Source organism: uncultured Pseudoteredinibacter sp., from assembly GCF_947502065.1.
Classification (GTDB): Bacteria; Pseudomonadota; Gammaproteobacteria; order Pseudomonadales; family Cellvibrionaceae; genus Pseudoteredinibacter.
The window spans coordinates 38,504-50,745 of record NZ_CANMYE010000014.1; the positions used below are offsets into that span (position 1 = coordinate 38,504).

8 protein-coding genes are annotated in these 12,242 nt (G+C 48.1%); 2 read left to right on the forward strand and 6 right to left on the reverse strand.

Annotation, left to right across the window (positions count from 1 at the left end; genetic code table 11):
* Positions 1-685: 685 nt before the first annotated feature.
* The 4 genes from aceF to Q1A41_RS19390 form a co-directional block, all read right to left on the reverse strand.
* The gene (gene aceF / locus Q1A41_RS19375; protein WP_299982540.1) at positions 686-2,335 is read right to left on the reverse strand and encodes a dihydrolipoyllysine-residue acetyltransferase; all 1,650 of its coding nucleotides are present in this window, start codon (positions 2,333-2,335) and stop codon (positions 686-688) included.
* 12 nt (positions 2,336-2,347) lie between these two features.
* Positions 2,348-5,011 carry a pyruvate dehydrogenase (acetyl-transferring), homodimeric type gene (aceE, locus tag Q1A41_RS19380; RefSeq protein ID WP_299982542.1) on the reverse strand — a complete coding sequence of 888 codons (2,664 nt, stop codon included), beginning with the start codon at positions 5,009-5,011 and terminating at the stop codon, positions 2,348-2,350.
* Between the two features lie 270 nt (positions 5,012-5,281).
* Positions 5,282-6,358 carry an AI-2E family transporter gene (locus Q1A41_RS19385; protein ID WP_299982546.1) on the reverse strand — a complete coding sequence of 359 codons (1,077 nt, stop codon included), beginning with the start codon at positions 6,356-6,358 and terminating at the stop codon, positions 5,282-5,284.
* A gap of 44 nt (positions 6,359-6,402) precedes the next feature.
* Entirely contained in the window at positions 6,403-6,648 is a 246-nt protein-coding gene (locus tag Q1A41_RS19390) for a sulfurtransferase TusA family protein (protein ID WP_299982549.1), read from the reverse strand.
* A 256-nt stretch (positions 6,649-6,904) separates the two neighbouring features.
* Here Q1A41_RS19390 and Q1A41_RS19395 point away from each other — a divergent pair, with 256 nt between their 5' ends.
* The gene (locus tag Q1A41_RS19395) at positions 6,905-8,359 is read left to right on the forward strand and encodes a M48 family metalloprotease (RefSeq protein WP_299982552.1); all 1,455 of its coding nucleotides are present in this window, start codon (positions 6,905-6,907) and stop codon (positions 8,357-8,359) included.
* A 318-nt stretch (positions 8,360-8,677) separates the two neighbouring features.
* Here the strand turns inward: Q1A41_RS19395 and Q1A41_RS19400 are convergent, their stop codons facing one another.
* Entirely contained in the window at positions 8,678-10,609 is a 1,932-nt protein-coding gene (locus Q1A41_RS19400; protein ID WP_299982555.1) for a winged helix-turn-helix domain-containing protein, read from the reverse strand.
* Between the two features lie 274 nt (positions 10,610-10,883).
* Between Q1A41_RS19400 and Q1A41_RS19405 the strand changes: the two genes are divergently transcribed.
* Positions 10,884-11,948 (forward strand): class I SAM-dependent methyltransferase, encoded by a 1,065-nt coding sequence (locus Q1A41_RS19405; protein WP_299982558.1) that lies wholly within the window; start codon positions 10,884-10,886, stop codon positions 11,946-11,948.
* A 27-nt stretch (positions 11,949-11,975) separates the two neighbouring features.
* Here Q1A41_RS19405 and Q1A41_RS19410 read toward each other — a convergent pair whose 3' ends face one another.
* A complete protein-coding gene (locus Q1A41_RS19410) occupies positions 11,976-12,221 on the reverse strand; it encodes a SlyX family protein (protein WP_299982561.1) in 246 nt (81 codons plus the stop codon).
* Positions 12,222-12,242 lie beyond the last annotated feature (21 nt).

A 12,242-nucleotide genomic window follows, 5' to 3' on the forward strand; every position in this document is an offset into this window, starting at 1 on the left:
TTCTCGGCTTCGATATGGGGTCAGATCCCTAGGGATCTGACCCCGTTCTGACCCCGTTTTGGTTTTAGGTTTTGATTTCTGCTTTTTGTTTGGCTAGGCCATATTTTATGAAGGCGAAGTTAATGGTTTTGTAGGGGAAGATGGCTTTGCTTTTGTCTGAGCACTGAATGACGTGTAGTGGGATTATTTGGGGTCTTTGTTTGCTAGGCATGGTGTTTTCTCTTTTTTTGAGGTTTGTTTTAGTTTGGTGATTTGTTTGATGGTAGGTATCAGCCAAGTGGGTGGTTTGTGATTTTGAGCTTGGGTAATTTGGTTTATGGCGTTGTGTTTTTGGTGGTGTTTTTGGTGTGGTTGTAGCTTTGGGATCTCGGCTTCGAGATGGGGTCAGATCCCGAGGGATCTGACCCCGGGTGTGTGGGTATTTGGGTTCTGCTTTTGTTGTTCTTTAAGGCGTTTTTTTTGGGTGGGTGTTTTTGGGGTGGTTGTAGCTTTGGGATCTTGGCTTCGATGTGGGGTCAGATCCCTTGGGATCTGACCCCGGGTTAGGCCGCGAATTTGATGGCTATAAAAAAACCAGGCCGGGGCCTGGTTTGGAAGGTGTTAAAGAGAGAGAAAATCTTTAATCGCTTTGCTGTTGTTCTAGCTAGCCATTAAGACAAGCTAGAGCAACTAGCTACTTCGCTAACTAGAGTAATAAGCGGCGGATATCGCTTAGCGTGGCTACTAGGTTTGTGAAGAAGCGGCCGCAATCGGCGCCGTTGATGGCGCGGTGATCGTAGCTGAGTGACAGCGGTAGCATTTGCCTTGGCTGGAACTCTTTGCCATCCCACACTGGTTGGATAGAAGCTTTTGATACTCCCATGATAGCCACTTCCGGTGCGTTGACGATTGGGGTAAAACCTTTACCGCCCATGGCACCTAAGCTTGAAATGGTAAAGCAAGCGCCTTGCATATCTTTTGGCATTAATTTGCCATCGCGGGCTTTGCCAATTAGCTCGTTTACTTCATCAGCAATTTGCCATAGGCCTTTTTTATCCACATCGCGTAATACCGGCACCAATAAACCTCGCGGTGTATCGGCTGCAATACCAATATGCACATAATCTTTGCGCACGATATTTTCGCCATCGCTGTGCAAAGAAACATTAAAGCTTGGCTCGGCGCGCAAGGTGGCGGCTACGGCTTTAATTAAAAACGGTAGCGGTGTTAATTTGCTGCCACGCTTTTCGGCTTCGGCTTTCATGCTTTTACGGAAAGCTTCTAGCTCGGTGATATCGGCATCGTCAAACTGCGTTACATGGGGAACGTTCAGCCAGTTACGGCTCATGTTCTGGGCCGTAATTTTTGCAATTTTACTCAGCGGCTCAATACTTATCGGGCCAAACTGGCTGTGATCAACGTGAGGGATTTCTGGAATACCCGCACCGGATGACAACTTGCCGGATTTAACATCTTCGATAATCGTCTTGGCGTGATTGCGAACATCTTCTTTGCTTAAACGCCCGCGTGGGCCACTGGCTTTTATTTCAGAAAGCTCTACACCCAACTGTCGTGCCAACTGGCGCACTGCAGGGCCTGCATAAAATGCCGTTTCAGGGCCAGGCTCAATAGTGGCTACTGTTGCTGGCGGCGGTGCTAGTTTTGCTTCGCCAGAGCTTTCTGCAGCAGGTGCTGGTGCCGCTGTAGCTGGCTCGGCTTTGGGATCAGTAGCTTGAGAGGCAGCAGCCACAGGTGCCGCAGCCACTACAGCCTTAATGCGACCAATGCTCTGTCCCTTGTTTATCTTACCGCCTTCGCTAACATCCAAAGATACGATGGTACCGGCATGCTCAGCAGGAATTTCCATCGAGGCTTTGTCGGTTTCCAAAACAATAATGGAATCGCCTTCGGCAACTTCATCACCGGCTGCCACGCAAACTTCGATAACATCAACATCTTCTGCGCCACCAAGATCGGGCACGATGATATCAATTTCAGTTTCTGTCGCCGCAGTTTCGACAGCTGGCTCAGCAACTTTCTCTGCGGCTTTATCTGCAACAACGACTTCTTCAACGGCTGGTGCTGCCGCTTTTTCTTCAACAGGCGCCGATTCAGAAGCAACCACTTCGATATCAACTAAAGCATCGCCTTCATTTAATTTACCACCTTCGCTGATATGCACAGCCGTTACTTTACCGGCTTTGGTGCAAGGCACTTCCATGGTGGCTTTATCGGTTTCTAGCACTACGATAGATTGCTCAAGCTCTAGCTCGTCACCTACCGCAACACAAACCTCAATGACTTCTACGTCGCTGGCTCCGCCCAAGTCAGGTACGGATAAAGTTTCAATACTCATATCCACACCTCCTTAAACTAAGCACGGGTCGACTTTATTAGGGTCGATGCCGTATTTTTTAATCGCTTTGGAAACCAGCTTGATGTCCAACTCGCCACGATCAGCTAATGATTTAAGTGCAGCTACAGTGACAAAATAACGATCCACCTCAAAGAAGTGACGCAACTTCGCACGCGTATCACTGCGACCAAAACCTTCGGTTCCCAGTACTTTGTAATCACCAGGAATATAGCCGCGCAATTGCTCGGCGTAAGTTTTTAGGTAATCGGTTGCAACGATAACAGGGCCCTGACGATCCTTAAGCTGCTGAGTTAAGTACGGCAACTTAGGCTCTTCCTCAGGGTGCAACATGTTCCAACGCTCGGCCGCTTGGCCATCGCGGGTTAGTTCGTTGATGCTGGTTAAGCTCCAGATATCGGCTTCTACACCGAAGTCATCTTTTAGCAATACCGCCGCTTCGCGAACTTCGCCCAAGATAGAACCCGCACCCATTAGCTGTACGCGTGGTTTTTGTTTTTTACCTTTTGGCAACTTACCTTCACTTAATAGATAGCCGCCTTTAATGATGCCTTCTTCGGCGCCCACTGGCATATCTGGGTGAACGTAGTTTTCGTTCATGGTGGTGATGTAGTAGAAGCAGTTTTCTTTATCAGCAAACATGCGCTTCAAGCCATCTTGAATAATGACTGCCAATTCAAAAGAGTAAGCCGGATCGTAACTCTTACAGTTTGGAATGGTGTTCGCCAACACTAAGGAGTGACCATCTTGGTGCTGCAAGCCTTCACCGTTTAGGGTTGTACGGCCAGCGGTGGCACCAATTAGGAAACCGCGCGCTTGGGAGTCACCCGCTGCCCATGCCAAGTCGCCAATACGTTGGAAACCAAACATAGAGTAGAAAACATAGAACGGCACCATTGGGCAGTTGCTATTGCTGTAGGCGGTTGCTGCTGCAATCCAGCCCGACATCGCGCCGGCTTCGTTAATACCTTCTTCAAGGATCTGACCTTTTTTGTCTTCCTTGTAGTACATGATCTGATCGTGATCGTGCGGGGTATATTTTTGACCGGCCGAAGAATAAATGCCTAACTGACGGAACATACCTTCCATACCAAAGGTACGTGCTTCATCGGGAACAATCGGCACTACGCGCTCGCCCATATTTTTGTCTTTTACCAGTGCCGACAAAATACGAACGAAAGCCATGGTGGTAGAGATTTGACGCTCACCCGTGCCTTTTAACTGTGCTTTAAAGGCATCCAAGCTTGGAATATCCAAACCTTCAAACGTTGGGCGACGCTTCGGTAGCTGGCCACCTAATTCTTCACGACGCTTACGCATGTATACCATTTCTGGTGAATCTGGCGCTGGGCGATAGTAAGGAACGTGTTTTAATTCTTCATCGGAAATTGGAATACCAAAGCGATCGCGGAAGCGCTTCAAGCTTTCGATATCCAGTTTTTTCACCGAGTGGGTTTCGTTCGCCGCTTCACCGGCGGCACCCATACCGTAACCTTTTACGGTTTGCGCCAAAATTACCGTTGGCTGTCCCTTGTGTTCTACCGCTTGTTTATAAGCTGCGTACACTTTAAATGGATCGTGGCCACCGCGGTTAAGATTCATAATGTCGTCGTCCGACAAATCTTTTACCAGCTCTAGCAGCTCTGGGTATTTACCAAAGAAGTGCTCACGAGTGTATGCGCCACCATTGGCTTTATAGTTTTGCAACTCACCGTCGCAAACTTCATCCATACGCTTTTGCAACAAGCCCGAAGTATCTTTTTCCAGCAGCTGATCCCAGAGGCGACCCCAAACAACTTTGATCACGTTCCAGCCAGCACCACGGAAGACACCTTCGAGCTCTTGAATAATTTTACCGTTACCACGCACTGGGCCATCTAGGCGCTGCAGGTTACAGTTGATCACAAAAATTAAGTTTTCTAACTTCTCGCGACCGGCTAGGGAAATTGCACCTAGAGATTCTGGCTCATCGGTTTCACCGTCGCCCAAGAATGCCCAAACCTTACGGTTGCCACGTGGTGACAAATCACGCGCCGATAGGTAACGCATAATATGCGCTTGGTAAATCGCTTGAATAGGACCTAGCCCCATGGATACGGTAGGGAACTGCCAGTAATCCGGCATCAACCATGGGTGTGGATAAGAGGATAAGCCAGCGCCATCCACTTCACGGCGGAAGTTATCCAGCTGATCTTCGTTGAATCGACCTTCTAAATAAGAGCGGGCATACATACCTGGCGCCGAGTGGCCCTGGAAGTAAATAAGATCGCCCTCTTCTTCGCCATCGCCGCCGTGGAAAAAGTAGTTAAAACCAACATCGTACAGGGTAGCTGCTGATGCAAATGAAGAGATATGACCGCCCAGGCCCTCATCATTATCGTTCGCACGCATTACCATCGCCATCGCATTCCAGCGAATCAAAGAGCGAATTCGACGCTCCATAAATAGATCGCCCGGCATGCGCTTTTCTTTGGCCGGCGATATGGTATTGCGATAAGGGGTTACGATAGCGTGAGGCAATTTAACGTCGTGCTCGCCAGCACGTTCGGCGAGCTGCCGTAATAAGAACGCGGCACGATCTTTACCGCCATGACGAATTACGGAATGCAAAGCATCCAGCCACTCTTTGGTTTCGAGGGCGTCGATATCTTCTTGCATCTAGGTCTCCCTTGGCCTTTTGGGCAATATATGTCGAGGTGAACTGAGTATAGGCAATAATTTAATCGTTGCTTGGTGAATTATGCAGCGAATAGCCTAAAATTTGGCGCACAAACTTGGTTTTTTGTGCGCTCAGCAAATTTAATGTAGCAATACTACAAAAATCGAACGATTTTTTAAAGATTAGACAACATATCTGAACAAAACTGTCCAAAAAACCTGCAGCCTCGTCCAGAAAGGCCAAGACCACCGTGTAAACAAACTACAAGACTACTCTTCTAGTTGCTCAGCCTGCTCGGCATTGGCCACTGGCCAGGCATTCAAAACGGCTTTGATTAAGGTCGCTAATGGGATGGCAAAAAACACGCCCCAGAAGCCCCAAATGCCACCAAATACCAATACGGCCAAGATAATAGCCACAGGGTGTAGGTTTACAGCTTCAGAAAATAGCAAAGGCACTAAGGCATTGCCATCAAGAGCTTGAATAATGCCGTAGGCGATCATCAAGTAATAGAACTCGCTGCTCCAGCCCCACTGCAAAAAGCCAATCATCGCGACCGGCAGGGTAATTACCGCAGCACCTATATAAGGTACCAATACCGATAAGCCCACCCCCACAGCAAGCAATAGCGCATAGTTTAGGCCCAGGAACTGGAAGCAAACAAAGCTTACGCCACCTACGATCAAAATCTCGATAACTTTACCGCGCACATAATTGGCCACCTGGATATTCATCTCATGCCAAATGCGGCTCATTACCGGGCGCTTGCGGGGCAAAAATGAAGACATCCAAGCGCGGATTTCGCCGGCATCTTTCAAAAAGAAGAACACCAAAATAGGTACCAACACCAAGTACACCAAGATAGCGATCAGCACTGGGGCTTTGGCCAGGGAGAAGGACAAGACACTTTGCCCTAAGCCACCCAATTTGCTGCCCATGGCGGCAACGATCTGGGAAACCTGCTCTTCACTGATAAATTGCGGGTACTTTTCTGGCAGGGCCAACATGATCTTTTGCCAATCGGCCAGCATGCCCGGCACCTCAGAGAATAAGGTGGCCGTTTGATGCCAGATTAGCGGGAACAAGACAAAGATGCCGGTAAGCAGTAAGCCAACCAATAATAAAAAGGCGATATTAACGGCCATGATATGGGGCAAGCCCCAAGCGGTTAAGCGCTGCACCACGCCTTGCAATAAGAAGGCGATAATCAGGCTGGCGATCATAGGGGCTAAGATGCCACCCATGGTGACGACCACGACTAGGCCCAAGCCTAAGATGATAAGTAGCAATACCGCCTCTTCGCTGGCTAGGTATCGCTCCATCCAATTTTGAAAAATACGAATCATAAGCTTCTCATAACACTCCTAGCGCTTTTGCCATTATGGCAGCCCTAGGATTTTTGAATCACATAACAATAGTCCTCGCCCTGCTGCTCGGCCAATAGCAATTGATGGCCAGCAATATCGGCGAAGGCTTTAATATCGCGCATTGAACCTGGGTCGGTGGCTAGTAACCCTAAAGACTCACCAACGGCAAGATTGTTCAGGGCCAGCTTCATTTTTAATAGTGGCATGGGGCAATCTAGGCCTCTGGCATCCACTTCGGTGCTTAATTCGGTAAATTCTGAATAAGCCACGCTTTTCGACTCCAATACAAAGGGTACGCTGTTATATCAAGCATTATCCCCTATGGACACTCTTTTTTCATTGATTTAGAAACGCGAACTTTTCTTAGCAGTGTCACTCTAGGATAGATGTTATAGTCGTGAACCCGTTTTAGCGCGGTTATTTGTGATTATATTAGGACTACATTGTGAGCACAGCAGGGCTACATTGGAACTACAATGTAGCTGTTTTGTAATTACCGCCGCGAACCATCGATAAGAGAGTATTATGGGTATATCCAGCAAGCCACTGGCCTGCCTAACACTGAGCTTAAGCTTAGCCTTTGCCGCCAGTCCTTTGAGCGCTCAAAAAAAGGAAATTAAGCTGCCAAGTTTGGGCGATGCTACTTCTGGCATTGTCTCCCCTCAGCAGGAATATAAACTTGGGCAGGCTTGGGCCCGCTCCTTTAGGGCTCAGGTGCCTACCTCTATCGATGCGCAATTAGCCGATTACACTGAGAAGCTGATGAGCAAGCTGGCCGAGCACAGCGAGCTGCACCATAAGCAGTTGGATATCATTATGGTGGACAACCCCACTTTGAACGCTTTTGCGGTTCCTGGTGGTGTGGTGGGTGTGCACACGGGTTTGTTTGCTTATGCCCAGAGCGAGGGCCAGTTGGGTGCGGTTTTAGCCCATGAGTTAGCTCACCTTAGTCAGCGACATTTTGCTCGTGGGGTGGAACAGCAGCAGCGCAATACTTTACCTATGTTAGCGGCTTTGATGACCAGTTTGGTGTTGGCCGCTACTACGAGTGGCGATGCCGGTTTGGCGGCGCTTTCGGCGACTCAGGCAGCGGCTATTGATGCTAAGTTGCGCTTTAGTCGCCAAAATGAGCAGGAGGCTGATCGTATTGGTATTCAAACTATGGCGGCTGCTGGTTTGGATCCTTATCAGGCGCCGGCCATGTTTGAGCAGATGCTGAAGGCTACTCAGTTTAGTCGTCGTCCCCCGGAATTTTTGCTAACTCACCCGGTGACGGAGAAGCGTGTTGCGGATACGCGTAACCGGGCTCGTCGTTATGTTGAGCGCCCTTTGCCTCCTTCGCTTGATTTTCATTTGATGCGTTCGCGGGTAAGGCTGGCTCTTGCTGAGACGCCCAGTCGGGCGGCTAAGTCTTTTGCGAGTGAGCTGGAGGGCCATAGTCTTTTGTCTGAAGCCAGTCGTTATGGCCTGCTGCTTGCGCTTATTGATATGAAGGAGATTAAAAAAGCTCAGGAGCAGTTGGATATTCTGCTGGAGGATAATCCGGAGCATGTGAGCTATTTGATTGCTAAGGCTGATTTGATGGCCGCTAACGGTAATTATGATGGCGCGCTGATGGATTTACGGTTGGCGCTTAAGAAGAATCCGCATAATCATCCTGTTACGGTTCGTTTGGCGGAGCTGTATATGGAATCTGGGCAGTATCATCGTGGTGAGCAGTTGTTGCTTAAGCATTCGCGTCAGCGGCCGCACGATACTTATGTGTGGTATTTGTTGGCGGAGATTCATGGTCTGACTGGGGATATTTTGAATCTTCATCAGGCGCGTGCGGAATATTTTGTGTTGAATGGTATTTACGATAAGGCTTTGCATCAGCTTAAGTTGGCTCAGAAGATGGCGCGTGGTAATTATCGTTTGAGTACGATTTTGGAAGAGAAGATTCGGCAGGTTTATAACATGATTGAGGATCAGCGGGGGTAAGTAATTACGTTAGCTGTCTTATAGCGACTATCCCCCCAATCCACATCAGTATTTTTTGTACTCTCTACTACACTGGCCGATTGCAGCCCCTGCCATAAAGGGTCTGGAGCGCACTTAAACCATCCGAGGGCGCTCGACTTCGCGGCGTCCATGCCGCTCTACGGCTCCCGACCCTTTATGGCAGGGGCTACAATCTACTACTTGTCTATTATCAAATTTTGTTTGCTTGAAAAATTTAAAAGTATGAATAGCGATACATAGCAAGTTGTTGAAAGCCATGTCCCTTTTCTAGCGATGCCAACTCTATTGAGTTAATACCTACAATTTCTCTGTCCGCTTATAGAATCTCAAAAACTCCGCCTGACGCTGTTCGGCTTTAGCTACAATAGCTAGAAACTCTGGATCATCTTGCCACTGTTGTAGCGCGATATTATTGCGAATAAATTCTACGTTAAAGTAACCCAGCTCGATTGCCTGGTTTAGTTTGGCGAAGGCTTTTTCTCGGGCGTTAAAGAATCCATAGTAGGCGGCCATGTAGTAGCTGGTTTCGCCGTCGTATACTTTGCTCTTTTCTAATTCGGCTATGGCCTCTAAGCCGGCTTGATGATCTTGATCTATGAGCGCTAAATGAATTTTAGCTACTTGCCCCCATAGGCCGCCGTGTTGTGTGATCACTTTTTGTAAGCTTTCTCTGGCTTCGGGGATTTTGTTAAGGCGGTACATTGCTATGCCTGCCCAGGTATCGGCAAAGGCGCTTGGGCGGTAGTTTTCTAATAGTGGTGGGATTTTTTCGTATTGCCCTAGGCCTGAATAGAGTCCTACGACTGAGCGATACAATGGGTTGTGCGGATCGATTTTAACTGCGGCTTCTAGTTCTTGGCGGGCGCAATCTATTGCTCCGGCGTAGCGACAAACGTAGCCTAGGGCAAAATGGCTGCTGGCGTCGCTGGGGTTTATTTGGTTTAGACTCCTGGCCATTTGTAAGGCTTGTTCTAATCGGTTGGATTCTGCGTAGATCAAGGCGAGCTGGAATAAGGCATCAACTGATTGCTGATCGAGTTCGATGGCCCGTAACAAAAAAGATTCGGGGTTGCCTTCAATGCCGGCGTCATCTAATACGAATTGTTCGAAGCGGCGCATTCTTGTGGCGAGGGCTACATAGGCCAAGGAGAAGTCTGGGTTTAAGCGTAAGCTTTCTTGTAGCAGCGATAGGGCCTTGCGGCTTGAGTGTTCATCCCAAGGTAAGCTTATTGCTTCGAAATAGTGTTGGTAACTTTTCGGATTAATGCTGCTCATGTAGCTTAGCTGCTGTTGATCCTCTTCCCCCAGTTCAATTTTTAGAGCCGCTACCATTTCCCTTGCAATGCTGCCGTGTTGGGATAAGAGCTGGGGCCAGCTAAATGCGACGGTGGACCTTTTCCATAACAGTTTTTGTTTGTGGGTGTTTAGTAACTCCAAGCTAAGCTCGTAGCGTCCTGCATTTTCTTGAAAGTTAGAAATCAATAAGTAATCTACCGACAGGGTTTTTATTTTTTCTTCAAAGCTTAGGCGTTTTATATTTGGCGAGTTAACGCGCGACCATGATCTTACGTGAAGCTTATCGATGTAAATTAGATCGCTGATAATTTGTTGGGGTAGTGAGCTTAGCTGCTGACCGACAGAAAGGCTGGGGGTTTCTATTGCTACAGGCAAGACGGCAATGCTTTTTATTTCCCCGCCATCTACGGTCTTTGAGTTTTCCTCGTGACGAGGGAGAGGGATAAAAAACAACAGCAAGGCGATGATGCCAAACAGAACTGCCGCCATGAGGTAGGCGTATCGGAATTTTCGAGAATGTGATTCAGCCTGCAGGACTTCACCCTGCTCACCTTTCTGCTTACTCTCCTGATCATTCTCCTTTTCACCCGCCTGATCTCTCTCTTGAAGAGGGCCTTGCTGATCTTTTAGCTCAGCAACAAACTGGTAGCCTCGGCCATGAATGGTTCGAATAAAGGCTTGCTTGCGGCCGTCGTCACCCAGCAGCTGTCTGGCGGATTTAATGTGGTTGCTTAGGGTGGTGTCACAAACCTCGCGCCCCTTCCACAGGCGTTCAAATAACTCTTCACGCGTCATTACTCTTTCGCGATTTTCAATCAGTAGATGGAGCAAATCGAAGACTTTAGGTTTAATATCTAGGGGCGTGCCTAAACGACTAAGAGAAAAGTCCTCTTGGTTTAAGCAAAACTCTGCGAACTCATATTTCCTTGCCATAGAGCACCCTTTCCTTACCTCGGGGCATGAGCCAATTCCGATCACGACCATTTTGAAAACTTAGACGCCAAACGCACTAAGATTACAAAAAAATTATCTTTTTATTAGGTTTTCAATCCCCCTGAGCACTATAAACCAAGTTGCGTCTTTTAACAGCCAATGCTTTAGAGGCCACTTTTATAGCCCTCAAATAGTTTTAAGCCCTCCTAATTTAGCTACAGCATATAAAAGCGCCTTTCCATATAAAAATCACAGGGAAATTCTGGAGAAGATTATGAGTGATCAAGCTAGCCAACAAAGTGAAGAAATCACCGGCAAGGTTTTTGCTGATATTGCCGGTGCCATCGGTGTGTTAATGGCATTTCTTGGCGATCAAGCAGGTGTTTATAAAGCGATGGAAAATGCAGGGCCGGCGACACTGGAAAAGCTATCGGATATTACTGGCGTCAATCAGCGTTACTTGCAAGAGTGGCTAGCCTGCAATACGGCCCAAGGTTATTGCCAATACAATGACAGTACAAACGAATATTTTTTAACGCAAGAACAAGCAGCCTTGTTTGCTCACGAAGGTGAGCCTACTTGCCTGCAAGGTTTCTTTCAGTGCATTGTCGCTCAGTATGAAACCCATGAAACCGCCAGTGATGTTTTTAAGAGTGGCCGCGGACGCCCTTGGGGCGAGCACAGCAATTGTTGCTTTTGTGGAACCGATCGTTTTTTCCGCCCAGGTTATGCGGCCAATTTAATTAGCAGTTGGATTCCTTCACTGCAAGGTATGGAAGGCAAGCTGGCCGCCGGCGCTAGAGTGGCTGATGTTGGCTGTGGCCATGGCTCTTCTACTATTTTAATGGCTAAGCAATTTCCACAAAGTACAATCATCGGCTACGACTTCCATGAACCTTCCATTGAGATTGCGCGACAAAAAGCACGTGACGAGGGATTAAGCAATGTGGAATTTCATGTATCGGATGCAGGCAGTTTTGAAGGTAAGGACTTTGATTTGGCCTGTATCTTCGATGCCCTTCACGATATGGGTGATCCTGTTGGCGTCGCACAACATATTCGCAACAGTTTAAAAGATGATGGAAGTTTTATGTTGGTTGAGCCGCTGGCCGGCGATACCCTGCAAGAAAACAGTAATCCGCTAGGTGCAATATTCTATGGCTTTTCGACACTTATTTGTGTGCCCACTGCCATCGCTCAAGATGCGAGCTACGCCCTTGGCGCTCAAGCTGGCGAGAAGCGCTTAAGCCAAGTATTGCGCGATGCGGGTTTCACTTCAGTAGAGAGGGTTAATGAAACCCCTAGCAATATGGTTCTAGAGGCCAGGGGCAATGTATAGAACAGCGCAAATAGAGCTGGGCAAAGCTTAGTAATGCGGCGGGCGTTCCTGGGTCACTGTGCCCGGAGTGCCCTGTTCTACCGCATACTGCATATCATCAATCTTTTTGGCCAAATGACTCAGCTGTAATTGCAAAGCTGCGATTTCTTTATCCTGCTGGGCCACTACATCATTGAGTTGGGCAATGGTGTCTTCGCTGTAAATTTGCCTTGCTTCCAGCTCGGCCAAGCGCTCTGCTTGCGACTCTAGCGCGGTTTGTTCATTGCCACTCATGTTGTTCACCTTCAAGTATAA

Excerpts from the sequence above, each read along its gene's own strand:
- aceF (WP_299982540.1), bottom strand. The coding sequence starts at position 2,335 with ATGAGTATTGAAACTTTATCCGTACCTGACTTGGGCGGAGCCAGCGAC.
- aceE (WP_299982542.1), bottom strand. The coding sequence starts at position 5,011 with ATGCAAGAAGATATCGACGCCCTCGAAACCAAAGAGTGGCTGGATGCT.
- Q1A41_RS19385 (WP_299982546.1), bottom strand. The coding sequence starts at position 6,358 with ATGATTCGTATTTTTCAAAATTGGATGGAGCGATACCTAGCCAGCGAA.
- Q1A41_RS19395 (WP_299982552.1), top strand. The coding sequence starts at position 6,905 with ATGGGTATATCCAGCAAGCCACTGGCCTGCCTAACACTGAGCTTAAGC.
- Q1A41_RS19400 (WP_299982555.1), bottom strand. The coding sequence starts at position 10,609 with ATGGCAAGGAAATATGAGTTCGCAGAGTTTTGCTTAAACCAAGAGGAC.
- Q1A41_RS19405 (WP_299982558.1), top strand. The coding sequence starts at position 10,884 with ATGAGTGATCAAGCTAGCCAACAAAGTGAAGAAATCACCGGCAAGGTT.
- Q1A41_RS19410 (WP_299982561.1), bottom strand. The coding sequence starts at position 12,221 with ATGAGTGGCAATGAACAAACCGCGCTAGAGTCGCAAGCAGAGCGCTTG.